This is a genomic window from Leucothrix pacifica (genome assembly GCF_003172875.1).
Classification (GTDB): domain Bacteria; phylum Pseudomonadota; class Gammaproteobacteria; order Thiotrichales; family Thiotrichaceae; genus Leucothrix; species Leucothrix pacifica.
The window spans coordinates 1-20,246 of the sequence record NZ_QGKM01000110.1; the positions used below are offsets into that span (position 1 = coordinate 1).

Here is a 20,246-nt window from a genome sequence, read left to right on the forward strand (position 1 = left end):
TTTTTTGTCGTGTACAGAGCATCTTTACAAATAAAAAAAGATATCAAGCCTATGGTCTTGGATTATGATCAAACAAACTTAAGGCTTAATATTGTTGATAAAAGTTTCCAAATCTGGCTATCAAGGCAGGATCGAAATGAGCTTTTAGATCTTGTTGGCTTACCAGCAACGTCATAACAGAGCAAGCAAATCGGATGTATTGTGTCTGGCGCTATAGGGCTTTGAGAATGTCATGAGCAACGACTAAAAATTCCAAGCCTTCTGCGGTATTAATGGAAGGCTAAATCAGGGTTTTAAGGGCACTCCTATTTTGTATGGTTCTTTCGGGGTGTCTCACTCAATAGGTGTTAATCTTCAATCCGACGATATAGGTATCTTAATCGAAAAAAGCACACTTACCAACCAATTACCCAAAAGCCGACGTGCAATGAAAACACTTGAATTTACCTTAACTAATGCTAATGAATTCGAACGTGACTCTATAAATGTAGGTATCATGTATCGCCCCCCCGACGTTGATATATCGTCCTTTTTGGGTATATACCATACCTTGTAAACCTTGCTGCAGAAAGTTGTTCTGGTAAGTTTAATCTACAGCGTTATCAAACACACATACCATGAAAGATGATCACCGTTGGCTGGAGCCATATTCTGAAATGCTTCAAGGAAAAAAGGTCTTGGAGCTTGGCTGTGGCTCGGGCATAGATACGAAAGTTATTACAAAACTGACAGAGCATTTAGTGTCTGGAGACCTTGCGCCTCGAATAAACGGTACGAGTACTGTGCTGTCCCTAGACCACTCCAAACCATTGCCATTTCAGAGCGGTTCCTTTGATGTTGTTGTTGCAAGCTTATGTTTGCACTACTTCAGTCTGGAGAAAACAAAACAGATCATTTTGGAATTATCACGAGTGCTGAAACCTCAGGGTAAAATGCTGTGTAGAGTGAATTCGTACAGAGATGAAAACTATGGTGCGATGGGCTACTCAGCAATCGAACCTGGGTTGTACGATGTGAACGGAGACCAGAAACGTTTCTTTAAAAAGCAGGAAATTCAATTGCTTTGGTCACCAGAGTTTACCTTAGATGAAATAGCTCATAGAGCTATTGATCGCTACCAAAAGACAAAGTACGTATATGAGTTTAGTGCGACTAAGGCATAACAAGTCTATGCTGCTACCCCAAACTCCGGAAAAGTAATCTTCCCAAATAAAGCTTCTAATAATCCTGTGCTAAGCTGAATAGCGGAGGAACAAAAAATGGCAGAAAACTACAGAGAAAATGAGCGCAATATCACTCGCAAGCGCGCCTCAAGAACACACCAAGGCCCTGGACATTGGCACGTTGAAAAACGATCTACCGTCATCGTTTGCCAAAATTGCGAAGCGCATATTCCTAAATGGAAGAATCCAAAATATTGTCCGGAATGTGGAGAGGGGAAGCTATGACTTTATCAGCACAAGCCAAACAGATCGTTTCTGATTTCGCAGCAGAAAACCCAAACATGGGCGATATCAAGAAGCGAGCTAAAGCTCTAAAAACGAATCATGAACTTGCAAAGGAGTTATGGTCTACCGGCGAGTTCCAACCTCGTTTATTGGCTGTTCTCATTTTCGATAAGAAGCTTTTGACGCCTGAGTTTATTGACCAGCTTGCCGCTGAAATGATGGATCATGATGAAGGTGAACGTGCTCATATTGCGGATTGGTTCTTAGCAAATCAGCTCACCAAGACTAAGCCCCTGACGGCGCTTTTGGAAACGTGGCAAAATAATAAATCCCCCGTTTTGCAGCGTTTGTTTTGGTATTACCAAGCTCGTCTTCGTTGGATGGGGAAGGCGCAACCAACTAATTCCGATGCATTGATGGAGGCTATTGAAAAGAACTTAGCCTCAGCTGATCCTTTTGTGCAATGGACGATGAATTTCTGTGCCGGTCAGATTGGTATTCATGAGCCGGAGTATCGCGACCGCATCGTTAAATTGGGTGAGGAGCTTGGGCTTTATAAAGAAGAGCGCGTTTCGAAGAATTGTACGCCGTCTTATTTGCCGGAGTTTATTCGTATTGAGGTGGCCAAGCGTGAGAAGGCCGACAATTAATCAGCTTAACCAAGCTCATTGATGTTAGTGGTCAATTAAGCAGTGACTTGCCTGATATACGCTTAGTGCCGAGCTTGGGTTGCTAGCCCTGTTCTATCACTAAGGCGACAGCTGCTTCATAGGTTTATGATTGCATATTTTGACATAGTTTCCGATACTCAGGTGATGGCTGTTACACTAGAGACAGGCCTGCCTAGTCAGACCATTTGTATCAGGAGCGCATGACACCATGACACGACGTAAACTGCCTTTAGGCGTACAAACATTTGCGAAAATACGCAGTGATGAATACTACTATGTGGACAAAACGTCATTGGCACACCTTCTGATCAATGAAGGCACACACTACTTCCTTTCCCGCCCGCGTCGTTTCGGTAAAAGTCTTTTTCTGGATACTCTGAAAGAACTATTTGAAGGCAATGAAGCTTTATTCAAAGGCTTGGACATTCATGATCAATGGGATTGGTCGGTAAAGTATCCGGTGCTGCGTTTTAGTTTCGGTAGCGGTAACTATCGTTCTGCCGGGAGTTTGGAAGCAGAGTTGGATAAACAGCTTCTCCATCTGGAACAAAAATTCAATATAACCCCCCAGTTCGATCATGCTGGAGGACGCTTCACTGACTTGCTCGTTCAGTTGAATAAACAATGGCAACTGCCCGTTGTTGTTTTGGTTGATGAGTACGATAAGCCAATGCTGGATGCTATTAATACGCCTGATTTAGCACGCGAGAACCGTGATTTCCTAAGTGGGTTTTATGGCACGGTGAAAGATAATGATGCGCTGGTGCGGTTTTCATTTTTCACAGGTGTTAGTAAATTCTCGAAGGTCAATATTTTCTCAGGTCTTAATAATCTCACTGATATCACACTGGATAAACGTTATTCGACGTTGTGTGGTTATACCAATCACGATATTGATACGGTATTTGAGTCGGAGTTATTTGGGCTGGATCGTGAGCAACTTCAGGAGTGGTACAACGGCTATAACTGGCTGGGTGAGGGTGTGTATAACCCGTATGATGTGCTCAAATTATTTGATACCCGTGAGTTTGATAATTACTGGTTTGAAACCGGTACGCCGACTTTTCTAATTGATCTGTTGTTCCAGCGTCAAGTCAGCTCTATCAAGTTGGATAGTATGTTAAGTAGCAGTGCAATGCTGTCGAGTTTTGATGTGAACCATATAACGCATGAGGCGTTGCTGTTCCAAAGCGGTTATCTCACGATTCATGAGGTGAAAAAGGTAGGGAGCCAGACTTATTACCGACTGGGTTATCCCAATAAAGAAGTGTATCAAAGCTTGAATGAAAGCCTGTTAAGTCAGTTGGTGCAGGATCAAAGTGCTCAGGTCGAACAAGGATTTAAGTTATTTTCCTTACTGCAAGCAAACGACTTAGCTGGGCTTAAAGATTTGTTCCATGCCTTCTACGCCAGTATTCCTTACAACTGGTACAGCAATAATAACATCCAGCAATATGAAGGTTATTACGCTTCTGTGTTTTATTCTTATTTCGCCGCGCTGGGTCTGGATATCACGGTGGAAGATGCGACGAACCATGGTCGGATTGATATGACGCTGAAATTTCAGCAGCGGGTGTATATCTTTGAATTCAAAGTCGTAGAGCTAGTTCCGGATGGAAGTGCCTTGCAGCAGATTAAAGACAAGGCCTATGCTGAAAAATACCGAGAGTTAGGGCAGCAAATGTATCTGATCGGTGTCGAGTTTAGTAAGGAAGATCGCAATATTGTGGCATTTGAAGTGGAGGAGGCGTAAATGACTTTATCAGCACACGCCAAACAAATCGTTTCAGATTTCGTAGTGTTTGTTTTGGTGTTACCACGCTCGTCTGCGTTGGATGGGGAAGGCGCAGCCAAGCAATTCGGATGCGTTGATGGCGGCCAAGCGTGAGTCTTGAAAGTCTCGCGATTTGACGGTCGTCCTACATTTTAAATAGTTTCATTGCATTTTCTCGCTTGATTTTAAGGCTTATGTGGTCAGGTAATTGAGCTAACCAACGTCGATGAAAAGTCCAAAACCGTCCAAGTTCCTGCCAACCGGTATCGGCTGTATGCCAGCTATCTAATTCATCAACAGGCCAGACCGTATCCGAACCCACCATGAAACGGTTAGGATATTTAAGCATTAACGCTTTCCATTCCGGAAATAATTTTCCATTTTCATCGGTATGCTGGTTATCCACATATCGCCATGGATCACGTGCGGCCATACCACTCCAAACGTTAGGGCATTTGCTCATCACTAAATCAACATCTGCTGGTTGAAGAATCGCACCAGCATGGGCCCAAATAATCTTACTTTTGCGATGTGCTTCACATATCGCCAGCATATAACTAGGCTTTGAAAACTCAGTATGAATCATTACTGGAACATCATACTTTACAGCAAGTTCGAGAAATGCTTTTAACACCACTGAATCATCTTTTCGTCTAGCAAAACCACCACCAATAATATGCAGTTCACCAATTCCTTGATACTCACCTGATGCTAATGCCGCTTCGACTTTAGGGATTAAGGCTTCATTGCGTTGCCATAATAACCAATCCAAGGAATCCCGATAGGGTCCGTAAAAAGCAACGATGCGTTTAGGTGCTAAGCGTTTGAGTTTAAGGGCAAACTCTGTGGGTTTTCCTATGACGACAGCATGTGATACCGCTTCAGCATCCATAAATGCTAAAGCTTGTTCTGGTGAAGTAACGTTTGCCTGACTCCATTTATAATGAGTATGCATATCAAACACCGCTTGCTTATCCAGCGTGTTGACTGACTGTGTATCTTTCTCGCTCGCAGCTAGCTGATTGTTATCGAATAGGAAAACAATAAACACTAAGGCTAAAGTAGTCGTTAATTTTAAAATAAACATAAAATTTAACTCTGCAGACGACAAAATTTCGCGAATGCTATTTTGAAAAGTAAGTAATTGAAAACCCTACACTAAGTAATGGACTATACAATAGCCTAATGGAGCTACAGAGTTGGAGCAAGCCGCACATAAGCAATGAATTATTTATGCCTTGTCTCTTCTTGATGTATGTCAATGACCATGCTTAGTCTCGGATGTACCTTTTAAGACAGGTGAATTGACGCGTAGGTATTCCTCAGCGAGTCAAATCGACACACAACTTATGGAAAACGATGTGATGATGAATGTCGGTAAAATCTCGGCTATCCGAGGCAGCGTTGTAGATATTGGTTTTCCGGACAAGTTACCCGCTATTCGCCACGTTTTGCAGGTAGATGCACTTCAGGAAGGTGACGCTGCCGTTTTATTGGAAGTGCAGACGCAGCTTGATGAAACGCGGGTTCGGGCGATTGCATTGACGCCCACAGCAGGGCTCGCACGTGGCATGGCGGTGACCGATACCGGCGGGCCATTAAAAGCACCGGTTGGCCCCGGCATTATGTCGCGCATGTTCGATGTATTTGGCAGGCCGATTGACCAGCAGCCAGCGCCGGAGAATGTGGAGTGGCGTTCGGTTCACAATACACCACCCGCGTTATCGTCCAGATCAACCAAGTCTGAGGTGTTTACCACCGGCATCAAAGTGATTGATTTATTAGTGCCGTTGGAGCGTGGCGGCAAAACCGGTTTGTTCGGCGGGGCAGGTGTGGGTAAAACTGTGCTGCTAACGGAAATGATTCACAACATGGTGGGACATCATCAGGGCGTGAGTATTTTTTGCGGTATCGGTGAGCGTTGCCGCGAAGGTGAGGAGCTTCACCGTGAGATGAAAGAAGCCGGTGTGCTGTCTGACATGGTGATGTTATTCGGGCAAATGAATGAGTTACCGGGGAGTCGCTTTCGGGTCGGTCACGCAGCGTTGACCATGGCGGAATACTTTCGGGATGACGAGCACAAAGATGTGTTGTTGCTGGTGGATAATATTTTCCGCTTTATACAAGCCGGCTCTGAGGTGTCGGGCTTGATGGGGCAGATGCCGTCACGTTTGGGTTATCAACCCACGCTGAGTACCGAGTTGGCGCAATTGCAGGAGCGCATCGCCAATACGGATTCGGGCGCGATTACTTCAATTCAGGCGGTGTACGTGCCAGCGGATGATTTTACCGATCCGGCAGCGGTACACACGTTCTCGCATTTATCCGCGTCCATTGCCTTGTCGCGTAAGCGTGCCAGTGAGGGCTTATTTCCGGCGGTTGATCCTTTGCAGTCCAATTCCAAAATGCTGACACCGGGCGTGGTGGGTGAGCGGCATTATCGTTTAGCGCAATCTGTTCGCCAGACTTTGGCGCAGTATGAAGACCTGAAAGACATTATTGCCATGTTGGGTCTGGAACAGCTTTCACAAAATGATCGCAAAGTGGTTTCCCGAGCGCGGCAGTTGGAGCGTTTTCTCACGCAGCCGTTTTACACCACGGGGCAATTCAGTGGTATGGCGGGCGCGATGGTGAGTTTGGACGATACTTTGGATGGTTGTGAGCGCATTTTAAAGGATGAGTTCAGTGATTATCCGGAGATTGCTTTGTACATGATTGGCAAGGTGGATGAGGCTAAGAAACCTGAAGCCAAGCACGCAGAGGAGCAGACTGCGAATGCCAGCTAATCCTCAACAAGCCGATGCTTCAACTGAGACTGAGCAATCAACATTTATGCACTTGGAGGTGATGTTGCCCTCTAGTGTATTTGGCCGTTATGACGAGGTGGAAAGTGTGGTGCTGGAGACGCCGGAAGGCTCGTTTGGCTTACTGCCTCATCGCAGGGATTGTGTGGCAGCTTTAGAACCCGGCATTTTAACTTATACGCAGAAAGGCCAAGCAACCAGCTATTTAGCGGTTGATGAGGGTGTGATGGTGAAAAAAGGCCAGCAGGTGCGTGTGTCAGTGCGCAATGCCCATAGTGGTGATGACTTGGAGGCGCTGAAGCAGTCGGTGCTGACAGAGTTTTTGTCGCTGTCAGATAAGGAAGCAGAAATGCGCTCTGTATTGGCGCGTTTGGAAAGTGGTTTGATGCGTGGTTTTAAATCACTGACCTCTTGATGATTAATCGGCTTGTCTGTGTATTAGCATGCAGATCGGTCAAGGAAACCAGTCATGACGACGAACAAAGAAAATCGATTTGTCCACAACGTTGAGCGTAAGGCGAACCGTAAGCAGCACGCGCAACGCCATCCCGGTCGTTCGGTATGGATGGGGCTGGGCACGATGGGCATTGTCGGCTGGACAGTGGCAGTGCCAACCTTGCTGGGTTTGTTGGTCGGTGTGTGGTTGGACAAGCATTATCCGGCGGGTTTTAGCTGGACGCTTAATTTATTAATTATTGGCTTGGTACTGGGCTGCTTCAGCGCCTGGCACTGGGTTTCAAAAGAGGCGAAAGCCATACATAAGGATGCACATGATGACTGAATCTTTAATCTTAGCGTGGTTGGCGGGTGCTGCCTTGGGCGTGTTTTTCTTTGCCGGACTTTGGTGGACAGTGCGTAAAGGGCTGACGGCCAAGACACCCGCGGCGTGGTTTTTATTGAGCTTTTTAGTACGCATGAGCGTGGTGTTGGCCGGCTTTTACTGGATTGCCCAGCAGGGCGAGTGGCAGTTGCTATCAATGGCCTTGTTGGGATTGATTATGGCACGCATGGCGCTGACCCGATTGGCACCACCACCGCAGGAGGCGTCCCATGCATCTTAGCTCGGATGAAACCATTTTCTGGCAAGCTGGTTGGGTGAATTTAAACCTGACTATTGTCACCACATGGGGGCTGATGTTGCTGATGACGTTGGGCGCATGGTGGGTGACCCGACGCTTGGATAGCGGTTTGCATGTGTCACGTTGGCAGAATGTGCTGGAAGTCATTGTATTAGGCATTAAGTCACAAATCGAAGAGGTAGGGCTGAAGCAGTCCCGTCGTTATTTGCCGTTTGTGGGGACTTTATTTTTGTTCGTTTTAGTGTCGAATCTTTTGGGTGTGTTCCCATGGTATGAGCCGCCTACGGGGTCTTTATCGACCACTATCGCACTGGCCTTATGTGTGTTTATCGCCGTTCCCTTTTTTGGAATTCGTGAGCAGGGCGTTGCGGGTTATTTAAAGTCATATATCGAACCGACCGCGATTATGCTGCCATTTAACATCATTAGTGAGATTTCCCGCACCTTGGCGTTGGCCATTCGTTTGTTTGGGAACATTATGAGCGGTGCAATGATTCTGGCCATTTTGCTGATGGTGACACCATTTATTTTTCCCATTTTGATGAATGTATTGCACCTGCTAACGGGTGTGGTGCAGGCGTATATTTTTAGCATACTCGCCACGGTTTATATCGCTGCGGCTACCTCAGGCGAAGCGGCTTAAGCCAGTTAGTACAACGTTTAATATAGGAATACTTTTTATGGACAGCATGACTTTAATTGCGATTACTTCCATCATTACCGCAGGGCTGACCATCGCTATTGGTGGGATTGGTCCGGCCTTAGGTGAGGGACGTTCAGTGGCTGGTGCATTGGCATCGTTGGCGCAACAGCCGGATGCTTCTTCTACCATTACCCGAACCTTGTTTGTTGGTTTGGCGATGATCGAGTCGGTGGCGATTTATTGCTTCGTGGTGTCAATGATTCTGATATTCGCCAACCCATTCTGGAATTACGTGATTGCACAGGGTGCCGGAGGTTAATCGTGTTATTCGATTGGTTTACCGTCCTTGCGCAAATCGCTAACTTCCTGATTTTGATGTGGTTGCTAAAGCGCTTTTTGTATAAACCAGTGCTGGATGCGATTGATGCGCGTGAAAAACGTATCGCGGATTTGCTGAATGACACGCAACAACATGAACAACAAGTGGAACAACAGCAAAAGGCTTTAACCGATAAAAATGCGGCATTTGCCACGGAGCGCAGTGAGCTGTTGGAGCAGGCCAAAGCCGAGGCTGAGTCGGTGAAGCAGCAAATGTTAGACACAGCGTCGAATGAGGTGGCTGAGCAACGTCAGCAATGGTTGGCAGGCTTGCAAAAAGAGCAGCAGAACCTTGAGCGTGATATTAGTCAGCGCACGCAGCATGAGGTGTTTCATGTCGCACGAAAGGCATTGCAGGACTTATCAGGCATTGAGCTTGGGGCGCAAATAACGCAGGTATTTATCAAGCAATTGCTGCAGCTTAGTCCGACGCAGCGTGAGCAATTTGCCGTGAATGCTGCTGCGGACAGTGGACAGAGTGAGTTTATTATCCGCAGTGCGATGCCGCTGAGTGAGGCGAGTCAAAAGGCGTTGCAACAGGCGGTTAAAGAGACGTTTTCTGTAGAGCCATCACTTCGTTTTGAGGTGGATGATTCCTTGGTGAGTGGTATTGATATGACAGCGGGTGGGCATAAGTTTAGCTGGAATATTGATCACTATTTGTCGGGGCTAGAGGGCAGTATTGCTAGTTTGGTCGACAGTAAAGGTGAAGCCAGTGTCTGAGCTTTATAAAACGGTAGATCAGGCGTTTCAGCGGCTACATGTAGGTAGTGAGCAGTTTAATCCTGCGCTGGAAAGTCGTGAAATTGGTCGGGTTAAAAGTGTGGCAACAGGCATCGCCAAAGTCACGGGATTGCCATCGGTTGGTTATGAGGAGTTGGTGAAATTCCCCAATGGTTTGTACGGCATTGCTTTTGATTTGGGTGAAACTGAAGTCGGCGTGGTACTGTTGGGCAATTACTGGCAGCTACAAGCGGGCGATGAGGCAGAGCGTACCGGACGCGTGATGGATGTGCCGGTGGGTAAGGAGCTGCTGGGGCGTGTAGTGAATCCATTGGGTGAGGCGATGGATGATAGAGGTCCGATTAATTGTTTGGAGCGATTGCCGATTGAGCGTCCGGCGGCTGCCATTATGGATCGCATGCCGGTCACGGAGCCGCTGCAAACCGGCATTAAAGTCGTGGATGCCATGGTGCCGATTGGTCGTGGGCAACGTGAGCTGATTTTGGGTGATCGCCAGACCGGTAAAACGACGATAGCGGTCGATACCATTATTAATCAACGAGATCAGGATGTTCAGTGCATTTACTGCGCGATTGGTCAGCGGGCGTCGGCGGTGGCTAAAGTGATTGCTGATTTAGAAGCGCATGGTGCAATGGCTTACACCACGGTGGTGGTGACTGAGGGGAATGATCCGGCGGGCCTGACCTACATTGCGCCTTATGCTGCGACCAGTATTGCGGAATATTTTATGCATCAGGGTAAGGATGTGCTGATCGTTTATGACGATTTAACCAACCATGCGCGGGCTTATCGTGAGATTGCTTTATTGCTGCGTCGCCCACCGGGTCGTGAGGCGTTTCCGGGAGATATTTTTTATATTCATTCTCGTTTATTAGAGCGTGCGACGCACCTGAAACAGGAATTGGGTGGCGGCTCGTTGACGGCCTTACCGATTATTGAAACAGAAGCGCAGAATATGGCGGCGTATATTCCGACTAATTTGATTTCTATTACAGACGGGCAGATTTATTTGTCGCCTAAGTTGTTTGAGTTGGGGATTTTGCCAGCGGTTGAGGTGGGGCGTTCGGTTTCGCGGGTTGGTGGCAAGGCGCAGCGCAAGGATTATCGTAAAGTTGCCAGTCGCCTGAAACTTGCTTATGCGCAGTTTGAGGAGCTGGAAAACTTTGCGCGGTTTGGTACGCGCTTGGATCAATCAACCAAGGCACAGCTGGAGCATGGCAAACGCATTCGTGCGTGTTTAAAGCAGGGTGAGCACGAATTAGTGCCGGTGGATGCGCAAATTACCTTGTTAGAGGCACTAGGCGAAAACCGTTTTGACGAGGTTCCGTTGGATGAAATGCATGCGGCAGAGCAGGCCTTATACCAGTCATTATTAGTGGACAAAAACGATGGCTGAGAGTCTGGAAGCGCTACGGAGTCGGGTGGATAGTGCGGTGGATCTGCAAGCTGTGGTGCGTACCATGAAAGCAATGTCGGCTTCTGGTATTACGCAATATGAAAATGCGGTGAGTGCGCTGGATGGCTATTTTGAGACGGTAGAGCAGGGCTTAGTTGCTTGTCTAAAACAAACTGAATTACTGCATAATGCTGCTAAAAGTGGTGAACATGTACCTGTTGCGGTGATTGTGTTTGGTTCTGATCAGGGCTTGGTTGGGCAGTTTAACGATACGCTGGCAGAGTTTGTTCAGCAAAAGCTGACTGATATTACTGGTGAAAAAAAGATCTGGGTGGTTGGTGAACGCATGTACGGGCATTTGCAGGATGCTGATTTAGCGTTGGAGCATTGTTTTAATGTGCCTGGCTCGGTGGATGGTGTTACGCCGTTAGTGGGTGAGCTACTGCTGGCAACGGAGCACTTGTGGGAGACGGGTGAGCAAAGTCCGTTGTACCTGTTTCATCAGCGGCCCGGAAAGTTATCTGGGCAATACAAGCCTAGGATGCATCAGCTATTGCCGCTTGATTTACGTTGGCAAAAGGCATTGCAGGAACAGGTTTGGACAGGGCCAAGTTTGCCGGAGACGCTGGGTTCTACGGGATTAACTCTACGGGCGTTGGTGCGGGAGTATTTGTTTGTGTCGTTGTATCAAACTTGTGCTGAGTCTTTGGCGAGTGAGAATTCCAGTCGGCTGGTGGCCATGCAGCGGGCTGAGAAGAACATTGAGGAAATGCTCGCGGGTTTGCAGCATGAGTATCATCATCAAAGGCAGGAGGCTATTGATGAGGAGTTGTTTGATTTGGTGGCGGGGTTTGGGGAATAAAATCAGCTGTTCGTACCAGTCTGGTGTGGCGGACAGCTAAGCTAATTCACTCAAAACTGAATCCGCCCCATCCCGCAAAGCATCCCGCATACCAGACTCCCCAGCTACATGCCCCACAGCCTCAAGTACCTGCAAACTAGCTCCATCAATTGCCTGTGCCAACAAGTAAGAAGATTCCACCGGACAGATCCAGTCCAGCTGGCCATGAATAAGCCGTACCGGAACTTTTGGCAAGCGATGCATATTATCCAGAATTTGATTCTCACGGATAAAGTAAGCATGTTTGGCATAATGCAGCTCGATGCGCGAATGGTTCACGCAGGAAGCAAAGTCAGCAGCTTTAAAACGATCGACATCCACCGAGCGATTTACCATCACTCGCCCCCAATATTGCCAAGCTGCAGACACGCGTTGACTGAGTTTTTCATCATCAGAAAATATGGCATGGTACAGCCTGTCAGTCATAGACAGGTCGCTGGTTTCTACTGGCAATGTGTCTACAACTTCCGCCCAAATCTGCGGGAAAAATCGCGGACCACCTTCCTGAATAAACCACAACCAATCACGTTGTCGGGCGAGGAAGCTGCCGCGTAATACCATTGCTAATACTCGCTCTGGCTGCGCTTGTGCGTAAAGCAATGCTAAGGTGCTGCCCCATGAGCCAGCGAATAACATCCATTGCTCAATTACGAAGTGCTGACGAATGTGTTCTATATCATCGAGTAGATGCTGCGTTGTGTTATCAGTGACATTACCAAGGGGTGTTGAGCGACCACTACCGCGCTGATCGAATAAAATAATACGGTAACGTGTGGGGTCAAAGTAACGCCGGTTATCGGCATTACAGCTACCACCCGGGCCACCGTGTAAGAACAATACAGGTATGCCCTGAGGATTTCCCATTTCTTCGACGTATATGGTGTGCAGTGTATCGATGGGAAGGTGATAAACTTTGCTTGGTTCGATCGGAGGATACAGTGGCATTAGTTAGTTTGGCGACTGAGCTTTTTTGACTCGCGCATATTACGGAATACCAGTGGCTGTTCTGTTACTTGCTGTGCTTCAATTTCAGCGACTTGTGCTAATAGTGCATCATGTTGAGGTGATTTGTCGCAAACAGGGTCAGTATTGCTGGCATCGCCTGTGAGCATGAGTGCTTGGCAGCGACAGCCGCCAAAGTCTTTCTCTTTTTCATCGCAGCTTCGACAAGGCTCTTTCATCCACTCAAAACCACGGAATTTTTTGAAGTCCGGTGACTCGTGCCAAATCCAGTCAACGCTTTGCTGCTTTACATTTGGCAGCTCTAAACCCGGAATAATACGTGCAGAGTGACAAGGCAGTGCTGTGCCATCGGGTGCAATGGTGAGAAAGATACTCCCCCAACCATTCATACAAGGCTTGGGTCGGTCTTCAAAGTAGTCAGGGACAACGTATAAAATACGCATCTGACCTTCTAAGTCTTTTTGATATTGATGTGCGATCGCTTCGGCACTTTTCACCTGCTCACGGGTTGGCATCAGGTTGTTCTGGTTGTGCTTCGCCCAGCCGTAATATTGCGTGGTGGCCAGCTCCACATAGTCTGCTTCCAGCGCTTTGGATAGCTCTAAAATCGCCGCGACATCATCGATATTATGTCGGTGTAATACAAAGTTCAGCACCATGGGGTAGCCCTGAGCTTTGACCTGTCGCGCCATTTCCAGCTTATGTTGAAAGCTATCTGAGCCGCACAGGAAGTTATTCAACTCTTCACTACTGGCCTGAAAACTCACTTGAATATGATCCAAACCGGCTTCGCGAAATGCTTTCACTCGCGCTTCATCCATGCCCACGCCGGAGGTGATCAGGTTGGTGTAGTAACCCAGTGAACGCGCCTCTGCGATAAGTATTTCAAGGTCTTTACGAACCAGCGGCTCTCCACCTGAAAAGCCCAACTGTGTTGCACCCATTTTACGGGCATCCCGTAAAACCTTGATCCACTCTTCAGTCGTTAATTCTGTTTTATGATCCGCCATATCCAACGGATTGGAGCAATAAGGGCATTGCAGAGGGCAGGAATAAGTCAGTTCAGCCAATAACCAAAGTGGCGGGCCTGCGCGTTCAGGTGTTTGCATTCAACCAGCCTTGTTTGGCAGCAACGTCAAAAAACTCAATCACATCGCCTGCTACACTGTCATCGTCAAATTTTGCAGATAAGTCATCAGCAATCATTTGCACGCTTTTTTCACCATCAATACATTTTAAGATTTCAGCCGAGCTTGCGCCTAACTGCACCATGCCTTCCGGATATAACAACACATAACATTGCTGAGCTTCTTCCCATTGCAAACGAAACAAAGGGTTTAGTTGGTAAACGGTCTCGGTACTCATGGCTATCCCTCTACATTGTGATACGGTGGTTTGTCGGCGACATAAGCCATCCACATGCAATCCAGCATTGTCCACAATACATCTAATTTGAACTGCAATACATTAAGCATGAACTCTTGCTGCGGTCGGGTCGTGTAATAGTCTAAAGTAATCTCCAGACCATGCTCCACATCACGACGTGCTTCGCTTAAGCGTTTGCGGAAGTAGTCATAACCTTTGGCATCAATCCATTGATAATGTTGCGGCCAGTTGTTCAGACGTTTTTGGTGAATGGTTGGGGCAAACAGCTCCGTCAATGAGGAACTTGCCGCGATTTCCCAAGGTTGCGTGCGTGCAAAATTGATATAAGCATCAATCGCAAACTTAACACCGGGGAGTAATAGTCGGTGACTGATTAGATCTTCACGCTCCAGCCCCACAGCTTCACCCAAGGCAAGCCACGCTTCTATGCCACCTTCTTCGCCAGCGTATCCGTCATGATCTAAGATGCGTTGCACCCAGCCACGACGTACATCACGATCCCAACAATTAGACATGATGGCAGCGTCTTTTACGGGAATTGCCGTTTGATAGTAGAAACGGTTGGCAACCCAGCCTTGAATGGCTTCTTTACCCAGCTGTCCGCTATTCATCAGCACATGAAATTCATGGTTGATGTGGTAATACTTTTCTTTGTCCCGCAGTTTTTGTTCAAACGCTTCACGTGACCATGGCGCTAGCTTGTCTGACTCAGGGCTAATGACATTAAGGCGATCTGCGTAATTCATAAGAAAATATCCATGCCATCGTAGGAAACCTCAATCTCTAACTCATCCAACATCTGACGCTGTACGGATTGGGTGTCCAGAATAGGGTTGGTATTATTGATATGGATGAGAATTTTACGCGTGTTTTCCAATGTTTTTAGCGCACTGAGAATGCCACCTTCGCTGGATTGGTCGAGGTGGCCCATTTCACTGGCACGTTTGTCACTAATACCTTCGTGAGCCATTTCGTCATCTGTCCACATAGTGCCGTCGATCAATACGCAATCTGCAGCTTCCATATTGGTGCTTACATCATTGTCGATGACACCTAAACCCGGTGCGTAAAACAACGATTTCCCTGTATTCAAGTCTTCAATAAACAGGCCAATATTATCGCCTGCAACGGTATTGTGACGATGTGGTGAGAATGGCGGCGCTTCACTTTGCAACGGTACAGCTGTAAAGCGCAAACCGGGAGCTTGCGGAATTTCAAAGGCTTGCTGATTCGTATCAACCGGATGCCAGTTCACACCCCGAAAGTGCCCCAGAATATTGAATATCGGATAACCTGTTGTGAGATCATTATGCACCGCTTCGGTACAGTAAATATCCCACGGTTTCGTGTGTTCGCGGAGTGTTAACAGTCCGGTAGTATGGTCGATTTGTGCGTCAGTAATAATAATGGCGCAAACCGCTGTGTCGCGGACTTCTCGGGCGGGCTGTAGGGTGGGAAAGTTTTCAAATTGGGCGCGTAAATCAGGCGAGGCATTGATTAAGACCCAGTTTTCACCATCAGCGCTGACGGTAATGGAGGATTGTGTGCGGGCTTCGTGTCGAAACTCAGGCTGCCTGACGCGTCTGCAGTTCTGACAATTACAATTCCACTGCGGGTAGCCACCACCTGCACCAGAACCTAGAATTCTTATTTGCATGAAAATCCCGGTAGTTTTTGAGCGATAAGGAGAGACACCAGACTCTCCTTACCCGACGTTGTTATCGGTTCATCACGTACATTGTGATTTCAAAACCGAAACGAAGGTCTGTAAAGCTTGGCTTTTCCCATTTCATGATATTTCTCCTCAAAAGAATGTTTAACGTTAGTCTTTCGAGACTTACGCTATCAGCAATTGCTTAGATATGGCAACTGCTGAAAGAGAGTTATGGACTCAGGTACTGCTTTACGGACTCCTGTACAACTAATACTAAGCAGTCACACCATACTGGTTACGGTAATCAGTAATGCGTTGTAATAAAGACGCATCATTAGCCGTGGTTTCAATGTGCTGGATAACATCTTGCAGACCAATGATGTGCAGCACACTGATGTCATAAGTTTCCTCGACTTCCTGTACCGCAGACTTTGTACCGGTTCCACGTTCCTGACGATCCAGTGAGATAGCAATGCCGGCTAATTCAGCACCATTTGCTGCAACCAAATCAGCGGCTTCACGGCAAGCGGTTCCGGCACTAATTACGTCATCAACGATTAACACCCGACCTTCCAATGGTGCGCCGACAATTGTACCGCCTTCGCCATGATCTTTGGCTTCTTTGCGGTTGTAGGCATAAGGGTAATCTACGCCGTGCTTTTCATAGAGTGTTGCGGCAACCACAGACACGAGTGGAATACCTTTGTAGGCTGGGCCAAACAGCATGTCGAATTTCAGGCCGGAATCGACAATGGCTTGTGCGTAATAATCACCTAGGCGAGCGAGTGCAGAGCCTGTTTGAAATAGTCCGAAGTTGAAAAAGTAGGGGCTTAAACGGCCAGATTTTAGCGTGTATTCACCAAAGCTTAGTACGTTGTTTTCAATGGCAAAGTTAAGGAATTCATTTTGATAGTCTTTCATGATGATGGCCGCTGTGAACTTGAGGAGGCGAGATTATAGCGGGAGCTGGCTAAAAGCGGCAAATGATGATGGTGTTGGTGCAACGATTTTCTGTTTGTTGCTGTTTGGAAGTAGAGGTTTGTTAGAAACTAGAGTCATTTATGGTGGCTTTGATTTACAATGCAGCCGGATGAGGCTTCGTGGTTTGGTAAAGATAGGTTTATCAGGCAATGGAGCACAGATTAAATCGATTTTAGTAACGCATAGGATGTACAGCAGCATGGCTTCAGGCAATAAATACGCAATTCAGATTACTCAGAAAGAGTCTTATTGGACCGCTGATATCACGCGTCGGGTGAGCAGAAAGGAAACGGTTGTGTCAAAGAACCAAACGGGCTTTGCGACTGAGGCTGAAGCGCAGGCTTGGGCCGAGGCTGAGTTGAAGGGGTTTATGGAAAATCAAAGTGCGAGGAATCTGCGTCGGGATAAGAAGCGAGTGCCTTAGTTGCTTAAGTTGACGGTGTTGCATGTGAATGCCAAGGACAATACAGATATTTAAGTTTTAGTCGCGCTAATCCGATGATTTAAACAAGTTAGTAGCCTACTCAATCATTACATTTGTATAGTTGAAAATAGTTTGATCTAATCTGCAACAATAAAACACCAAGAATAGTAATGACCCCCATATCATTGCAATAATACTGATATCAAAACCTCGAACGATGGAACTGGCATCGCCAAAACCGGAGCAAATATGAAGATTGCAGTCGCAGGAACAGGCTATGTCGGCCTGTCTAACGCAGTGCTTTTATCGCAAAACCACGAAGTTGTTTGTCTGGATATTGATCCTGCCAAAATTGAACTACTGAATAATGGCAAAGCGCCGATCGAAGATGCGGAAATTGAGCAGTACCTGAGCAGTGGTGATCTGAACCTTTCAGCGACCTTAGATAAACAGCAAGCCTATGCTGATGCGCAATTTGTGATTATTGCCACGCCGACAGATTATGATCCTGAGACGAATACCTTTAACACGAAGTCGGTAGAGTCCGTGATTCGTGATGTGATCAGCTTTAATCCTGACGCGGTTATGGTCATCAAATCCACGGTGCCAGTGGGTTACACGCAAGGCGTTAAAACTAAAATGGGCTGTGAGAACATTATCTTTAGTCCTGAGTTTTTGCGTGAAGGAAAAGCGCTATACGACAACCTCTATCCGTCCCGAATTATCGTTGGTGAAGATTCAGAGCGTGCTCGTACTTTTGCGAATTTGCTGCTGGAAGGGGCGAAGAAAGAAAAGGTCGAGGTATTGTTTAGCAACTCGACAGAGGCAGAAGCGGTTAAGCTGTTTTCAAATACCTATCTTGCCATGCGCGTCGCTTATTTCAATGAGTTAGACACTTATTGCCAGACACATAACCTCAGCGCCAAGCAAGTGATTGAAGGCGTCGGGTTAGACCCTCGTATTGGAAGTCATTACAACAATCCATCGTTTGGTTATGGTGGTTATTGCCTACCGAAAGATACCAAGCAGTTATTGGCCAATTATAATCAGGTGCCGAACAACCTGATCAAAGCCATTGTTGATGCGAATACCACGCGTAAAGATTTCATTGCTGACTCCGTACTAAAGCGCGAGCCTAAGGTTGTGGGTATTTATCGGCTCACTATGAAAACCGGCTCTGATAACTTCCGTGCTTCATCAATTCAGGGTGTGATGAAACGCATTCGTGCTGAGGGTGTTGAAGTTGTGATCTATGAACCTGAGTTGGAGGGTGAAGAGTTTAATGGCTTTAAGGTGATTGCTGACTTTGACGCGTTTACTCAGCTTTCCGATGTGATTGTGGCGAATCGTATGACGGATGAAATTCGTGAGATTGGTGACAAGGTTTATACGCGGGATTTGTTTAGTCGGGACTAAGTTCGAGCCTGTAAATCTAACTGTGTAAATGCCATTTAGGGTTCGTCCAGTTCTACATCGCAGAGCGATAAAAAGCGGCCTTACAACGGTCGCTTTTTTATTGCTGGGCCCCCCTTGAGCTAACTATAAGCTATCCAGCGTCACACTTGCTACTCGCTCGTATATTTCAGGTTTAAGCCCCAATGTTTCCAAATGGATTTCTCCGACTGTTTGTGCGGCATCTCCGGTGAGTAAGCCTATCTTCTTAGCGATAAAAGTGATGGTGTGTTCTGCACGAATGCAAGGTTGATACGCTTCGCCAGTATCTGCATTTAAGCCGCTGGGTACATCCAAAGCGAAAATGGGAGTATTGGATTGGTTAGCAAATTCGATTAACTCAGCATACTCCCCACGCGGCGCACCCGTTAAGCCAACGCCTAATAATGCATCAACAATTAAGTCTGCTGGTTTTGCCAGAGTGTCGCGAGCTGAAGCATTGAGGGTTTGACCGCCCAGTGATTGATATTGCTTGGCGACTGTTTGGCCATCTAGTGTTTTTGGTGGTTGAACGGCAATCATTGAAACATCCCAACCCACTTTAATGGCTTCAGAGCCCACTACGTACCCGTCACCACCGTTATTACCGCTACCGCAAAGAATCAGTAATGATCGCGCGGTAGGGTAGAGTGTCTTGAGTTTGGCAAAGGCTGATTGTCCGGCATGAGTCATCAGCTGCAGACCGGAATAGTCGTAATCATCGATGGCGATTCGGTCGAGTGTTTTGCAGGCGGTGCCGGTGTAGATTTTTTGTTGTTGGAGAATCGTCATTTCAATTACTTAGCTATAAATGAAGTGCAAGCCTTAAACCGCTATCGAGTAAATTCGCGTGTTTTGAATCTAGTTTTCCAACGACTTCAGTCAAGAACGACTTATCGAGTGTGACAAGCTGAGAGACATTAGCAACAGAGTCTCGGCTGAGCTTAGATACTTTTTTAGGTAACCTAAAATTACCCGGCGCATCAGCCAGTCTTAGGTTCGATGTTACAGTGACGATGATGACCGTATTGATCTGACTTTTATTGAAGTCGTTAGAAGAAACAATAATCACCGGTCGTCGAAAACCGGGCGCTGAGCCTTGCGGATCTTCCATAGAAGCCCACCAAATTTCACCACGCTTCATTATTATCCCAGTCTTCGTGCCCTATGGAGTCATATTGCATTTTAGCTATACCTTCATCCATTACCGCATTTTCGCGCGAGTAGACTGCGTTTAGCTGTGCAGTAACACTTTTGTATTTCTGGGCTTCGATGAAGCTGGCGATAGCTTTTGTGAAAAGCTCGCTGCGAGACATGCCTAAGTCAGAGGCTAGCGACTCGGCTTCTTCGAATACTGGATCTGGTATGGATATTGCGGTTTTCATATTTTAAGTATAACCGTGGTTATACTGTCGTCAAGGGGTTTTGGTTAAATTGGGGATTGAAATAACTGGTGGTAATAACTTAATTTTATACATTAATAGCTCTGTACACGACAAAAAATTAAACGACCGAATATAGTTCAAATATTGAACAACTGAAAACCCATCACTAAGTTGTTATTTCACT

27 protein-coding genes are annotated in these 20,246 nt (G+C 46.7%); 16 read left to right on the top strand and 11 right to left on the bottom strand.

Translation table 11 applies throughout. The features are described 5' to 3' along the window. Positions 1-617: 617 nt before the first annotated feature. The 5 genes from DKW60_RS22275 to DKW60_RS24560 all read left to right on the top strand — a co-directional run bounded on the left by DKW60_RS22275 (position 618) and on the right by DKW60_RS24560 (position 4,007). Positions 618-1,163 (top strand): class I SAM-dependent methyltransferase, encoded by a 546-nt coding sequence (locus DKW60_RS22275; RefSeq protein ID WP_109839861.1) that lies wholly within the window; start codon positions 618-620, stop codon positions 1,161-1,163. Positions 1,164-1,259: 96 nt separating this feature from the next. Further along, positions 1,260-1,448: a hypothetical protein gene (locus DKW60_RS23880; protein WP_181389854.1), complete on the top strand. Its 189-nt coding sequence runs from the start codon at positions 1,260-1,262 to the stop codon at positions 1,446-1,448. Further along, positions 1,445-2,098, top strand: coding sequence for a DNA alkylation repair protein (locus DKW60_RS22280; protein WP_219988878.1), 654 nt, complete (start codon positions 1,445-1,447; stop codon positions 2,096-2,098). The genes DKW60_RS23880 and DKW60_RS22280 overlap by 4 nt, the downstream gene beginning before the upstream one ends. A gap of 229 nt (positions 2,099-2,327) precedes the next feature. Further along, a complete protein-coding gene (locus DKW60_RS22285) occupies positions 2,328-3,872 on the top strand; it encodes an ATP-binding protein (protein WP_109839862.1) in 1,545 nt (514 codons plus the stop codon). Next, a complete protein-coding gene (locus tag DKW60_RS24560) occupies positions 3,873-4,007 on the top strand; it encodes a hypothetical protein (RefSeq protein WP_281271881.1) in 135 nt (44 codons plus the stop codon). A gap of 31 nt (positions 4,008-4,038) precedes the next feature. On the opposite strand, the gene DKW60_RS22290 is transcribed toward DKW60_RS24560, so the two are convergent. After that, positions 4,039-4,980 carry an amidohydrolase family protein gene (locus tag DKW60_RS22290; RefSeq protein ID WP_109839863.1) on the bottom strand — a complete coding sequence of 314 codons (942 nt, stop codon included), beginning with the start codon at positions 4,978-4,980 and terminating at the stop codon, positions 4,039-4,041. Positions 4,981-5,197: 217 nt separating this feature from the next. Here DKW60_RS22290 and atpD point away from each other — a divergent pair, with 217 nt between their 5' ends. Genes atpD through DKW60_RS22335 form a run of 9 tightly spaced genes read left to right on the top strand, consistent with a single transcriptional unit; the run spans position 5,198 to position 11,799 of the window. Further along, a complete protein-coding gene (gene atpD, locus DKW60_RS22295; protein WP_425451373.1) occupies positions 5,198-6,679 on the top strand; it encodes a F0F1 ATP synthase subunit beta in 1,482 nt (493 codons plus the stop codon). Beyond that, positions 6,669-7,112 (top strand): F0F1 ATP synthase subunit epsilon, encoded by a 444-nt coding sequence (locus DKW60_RS22300; RefSeq protein ID WP_219988879.1) that lies wholly within the window; start codon positions 6,669-6,671, stop codon positions 7,110-7,112. Before atpD ends, DKW60_RS22300 begins: the two co-directional genes overlap by 11 nt. Positions 7,113-7,166: 54 nt before the next feature. Then, positions 7,167-7,478, top strand: a complete 312-nt coding sequence (locus tag DKW60_RS22305; RefSeq protein WP_109839865.1) for an AtpZ/AtpI family protein — start codon at positions 7,167-7,169, stop codon at positions 7,476-7,478. After that, a complete protein-coding gene (locus DKW60_RS22310; RefSeq protein ID WP_219988880.1) occupies positions 7,468-7,758 on the top strand; it encodes an ATP synthase subunit I in 291 nt (96 codons plus the stop codon). The genes DKW60_RS22305 and DKW60_RS22310 overlap by 11 nt, the downstream gene beginning before the upstream one ends. Next, positions 7,748-8,419, top strand: a complete 672-nt coding sequence (locus DKW60_RS22315) for a F0F1 ATP synthase subunit A (protein ID WP_109839867.1) — start codon at positions 7,748-7,750, stop codon at positions 8,417-8,419. Before DKW60_RS22310 ends, DKW60_RS22315 begins: the two co-directional genes overlap by 11 nt. A 37-nt stretch (positions 8,420-8,456) precedes the next feature. Beyond that, positions 8,457-8,738, top strand: a complete 282-nt coding sequence (locus DKW60_RS22320; RefSeq protein WP_109839868.1) for a F0F1 ATP synthase subunit C — start codon at positions 8,457-8,459, stop codon at positions 8,736-8,738. Positions 8,739-8,740: 2 nt separating this feature from the next. Further along, the gene (locus tag DKW60_RS22325; RefSeq protein ID WP_181389853.1) at positions 8,741-9,520 is read left to right on the top strand and encodes a F0F1 ATP synthase subunit delta; all 780 of its coding nucleotides are present in this window, start codon (positions 8,741-8,743) and stop codon (positions 9,518-9,520) included. After that, positions 9,513-10,937 carry an alternate F1F0 ATPase, F1 subunit alpha gene (locus tag DKW60_RS22330; RefSeq protein WP_281271882.1) on the top strand — a complete coding sequence of 475 codons (1,425 nt, stop codon included), beginning with the start codon at positions 9,513-9,515 and terminating at the stop codon, positions 10,935-10,937. Before DKW60_RS22325 ends, DKW60_RS22330 begins: the two co-directional genes overlap by 8 nt. Further along, positions 10,930-11,799 (top strand): F0F1 ATP synthase subunit gamma, encoded by an 870-nt coding sequence (locus DKW60_RS22335; RefSeq protein WP_109839871.1) that lies wholly within the window; start codon positions 10,930-10,932, stop codon positions 11,797-11,799. Before DKW60_RS22330 ends, DKW60_RS22335 begins: the two co-directional genes overlap by 8 nt. A 36-nt stretch (positions 11,800-11,835) precedes the next feature. On the opposite strand, the gene pip is transcribed toward DKW60_RS22335, so the two are convergent. The 7 genes from pip to pyrE form a co-directional block, all read right to left on the bottom strand. Beyond that, positions 11,836-12,783 carry a prolyl aminopeptidase gene (gene pip, locus DKW60_RS22340; protein WP_109839872.1) on the bottom strand — a complete coding sequence of 316 codons (948 nt, stop codon included), beginning with the start codon at positions 12,781-12,783 and terminating at the stop codon, positions 11,836-11,838. After that, positions 12,783-13,910, bottom strand: a complete 1,128-nt coding sequence (gene pqqE / locus DKW60_RS22345) for a pyrroloquinoline quinone biosynthesis protein PqqE (protein WP_109839873.1) — start codon at positions 13,908-13,910, stop codon at positions 12,783-12,785. The genes pip and pqqE overlap by 1 nt, the downstream gene beginning before the upstream one ends. After that, positions 13,897-14,166 carry a pyrroloquinoline quinone biosynthesis peptide chaperone PqqD gene (gene pqqD, locus DKW60_RS22350; protein WP_109839874.1) on the bottom strand — a complete coding sequence of 90 codons (270 nt, stop codon included), beginning with the start codon at positions 14,164-14,166 and terminating at the stop codon, positions 13,897-13,899. Before pqqD ends, pqqE begins: the two co-directional genes overlap by 14 nt. A 2-nt stretch (positions 14,167-14,168) precedes the next feature. After that, a complete protein-coding gene (gene pqqC, locus DKW60_RS22355; protein WP_109839875.1) occupies positions 14,169-14,933 on the bottom strand; it encodes a pyrroloquinoline-quinone synthase PqqC in 765 nt (254 codons plus the stop codon). Further along, complete coding sequence (pqqB, locus tag DKW60_RS22360) at positions 14,930-15,844, bottom strand: pyrroloquinoline quinone biosynthesis protein PqqB (protein WP_109839876.1); 915 nt, start codon at positions 15,842-15,844, stop codon at positions 14,930-14,932. The genes pqqC and pqqB overlap by 4 nt, the downstream gene beginning before the upstream one ends. 61 nt (positions 15,845-15,905) lie before the next feature. After that, a complete protein-coding gene (gene pqqA / locus DKW60_RS24750) occupies positions 15,906-15,980 on the bottom strand; it encodes a pyrroloquinoline quinone precursor peptide PqqA (RefSeq protein WP_109839885.1) in 75 nt (24 codons plus the stop codon). Between the two features lie 134 nt (positions 15,981-16,114). Continuing rightward, on the bottom strand, positions 16,115-16,762 hold the full coding sequence (gene pyrE, locus DKW60_RS22370) for an orotate phosphoribosyltransferase (protein ID WP_109839877.1): 648 nt from the start codon (positions 16,760-16,762) through the stop codon (positions 16,115-16,117). Here pyrE and DKW60_RS24420 point away from each other — a divergent pair. Beyond that, the gene (locus tag DKW60_RS24420; protein WP_109839878.1) at positions 16,761-17,246 is read left to right on the top strand and encodes a DUF3622 domain-containing protein; all 486 of its coding nucleotides are present in this window, start codon (positions 16,761-16,763) and stop codon (positions 17,244-17,246) included. The genes pyrE and DKW60_RS24420 overlap by 2 nt on opposite strands. A 249-nt stretch (positions 17,247-17,495) precedes the next feature. Beyond that, on the top strand, positions 17,496-18,662 hold the full coding sequence (locus tag DKW60_RS22380) for a nucleotide sugar dehydrogenase (RefSeq protein WP_109839879.1): 1,167 nt from the start codon (positions 17,496-17,498) through the stop codon (positions 18,660-18,662). Between the two features lie 123 nt (positions 18,663-18,785). On the opposite strand, the gene DKW60_RS22385 is transcribed toward DKW60_RS22380, so the two are convergent. From DKW60_RS22385 to DKW60_RS22395, 3 genes are read right to left on the bottom strand one after another with little or no spacing between them, the layout of a single operon-like run. After that, on the bottom strand, positions 18,786-19,469 hold the full coding sequence (locus DKW60_RS22385; protein ID WP_109839880.1) for an NAD(P)H-hydrate epimerase: 684 nt from the start codon (positions 19,467-19,469) through the stop codon (positions 18,786-18,788). A 13-nt stretch (positions 19,470-19,482) separates the two neighbouring features. Beyond that, positions 19,483-19,821 (bottom strand): type II toxin-antitoxin system PemK/MazF family toxin, encoded by a 339-nt coding sequence (locus DKW60_RS22390; protein WP_109839881.1) that lies wholly within the window; start codon positions 19,819-19,821, stop codon positions 19,483-19,485. Further along, positions 19,808-20,062, bottom strand: coding sequence for a hypothetical protein (locus DKW60_RS22395; RefSeq protein WP_109839882.1), 255 nt, complete (start codon positions 20,060-20,062; stop codon positions 19,808-19,810). Before DKW60_RS22395 ends, DKW60_RS22390 begins: the two co-directional genes overlap by 14 nt. Between the last annotated feature and the right edge of the window lie 184 nt (positions 20,063-20,246).

Excerpts from the sequence above, each read along its gene's own strand:
- DKW60_RS22335 (WP_109839871.1), top strand. The coding sequence starts at position 10,930 with ATGGCTGAGAGTCTGGAAGCGCTACGGAGTCGGGTGGATAGTGCGGTG.
- DKW60_RS22315 (WP_109839867.1), top strand. The coding sequence starts at position 7,748 with ATGCATCTTAGCTCGGATGAAACCATTTTCTGGCAAGCTGGTTGGGTG.
- pqqE (WP_109839873.1), bottom strand. The coding sequence starts at position 13,910 with ATGCAAACACCTGAACGCGCAGGCCCGCCACTTTGGTTATTGGCTGAA.
- DKW60_RS22380 (WP_109839879.1), top strand. The coding sequence starts at position 17,496 with ATGAAGATTGCAGTCGCAGGAACAGGCTATGTCGGCCTGTCTAACGCA.
- DKW60_RS22280 (WP_219988878.1), top strand. The coding sequence starts at position 1,445 with ATGACTTTATCAGCACAAGCCAAACAGATCGTTTCTGATTTCGCAGCA.
- DKW60_RS22385 (WP_109839880.1), bottom strand. The coding sequence starts at position 19,469 with ATGACGATTCTCCAACAACAAAAAATCTACACCGGCACCGCCTGCAAA.
- DKW60_RS23880 (WP_181389854.1), top strand. The coding sequence starts at position 1,260 with ATGGCAGAAAACTACAGAGAAAATGAGCGCAATATCACTCGCAAGCGC.
- pqqB (WP_109839876.1), bottom strand. The coding sequence starts at position 15,844 with ATGCAAATAAGAATTCTAGGTTCTGGTGCAGGTGGTGGCTACCCGCAG.
- DKW60_RS22300 (WP_219988879.1), top strand. The coding sequence starts at position 6,669 with ATGCCAGCTAATCCTCAACAAGCCGATGCTTCAACTGAGACTGAGCAA.
- DKW60_RS22290 (WP_109839863.1), bottom strand. The coding sequence starts at position 4,980 with ATGTTTATTTTAAAATTAACGACTACTTTAGCCTTAGTGTTTATTGTT.
- pip (WP_109839872.1), bottom strand. The coding sequence starts at position 12,783 with ATGCCACTGTATCCTCCGATCGAACCAAGCAAAGTTTATCACCTTCCC.
- DKW60_RS22310 (WP_219988880.1), top strand. The coding sequence starts at position 7,468 with ATGATGACTGAATCTTTAATCTTAGCGTGGTTGGCGGGTGCTGCCTTG.
- DKW60_RS24420 (WP_109839878.1), top strand. The coding sequence starts at position 16,761 with ATGATGATGGCCGCTGTGAACTTGAGGAGGCGAGATTATAGCGGGAGC.
- DKW60_RS22395 (WP_109839882.1), bottom strand. The coding sequence starts at position 20,062 with ATGAAAACCGCAATATCCATACCAGATCCAGTATTCGAAGAAGCCGAG.
- DKW60_RS24560 (WP_281271881.1), top strand. The coding sequence starts at position 3,873 with ATGACTTTATCAGCACACGCCAAACAAATCGTTTCAGATTTCGTAGTG.
- pqqD (WP_109839874.1), bottom strand. The coding sequence starts at position 14,166 with ATGAGTACCGAGACCGTTTACCAACTAAACCCTTTGTTTCGTTTGCAA.
- DKW60_RS22285 (WP_109839862.1), top strand. The coding sequence starts at position 2,328 with ATGACACGACGTAAACTGCCTTTAGGCGTACAAACATTTGCGAAAATA.
- pyrE (WP_109839877.1), bottom strand. The coding sequence starts at position 16,762 with ATGAAAGACTATCAAAATGAATTCCTTAACTTTGCCATTGAAAACAAC.
- DKW60_RS22320 (WP_109839868.1), top strand. The coding sequence starts at position 8,457 with ATGGACAGCATGACTTTAATTGCGATTACTTCCATCATTACCGCAGGG.
- DKW60_RS22305 (WP_109839865.1), top strand. The coding sequence starts at position 7,167 with ATGACGACGAACAAAGAAAATCGATTTGTCCACAACGTTGAGCGTAAG.
- pqqC (WP_109839875.1), bottom strand. The coding sequence starts at position 14,933 with ATGAATTACGCAGATCGCCTTAATGTCATTAGCCCTGAGTCAGACAAG.
- DKW60_RS22390 (WP_109839881.1), bottom strand. The coding sequence starts at position 19,821 with ATGAAGCGTGGTGAAATTTGGTGGGCTTCTATGGAAGATCCGCAAGGC.
- DKW60_RS22275 (WP_109839861.1), top strand. The coding sequence starts at position 618 with ATGAAAGATGATCACCGTTGGCTGGAGCCATATTCTGAAATGCTTCAA.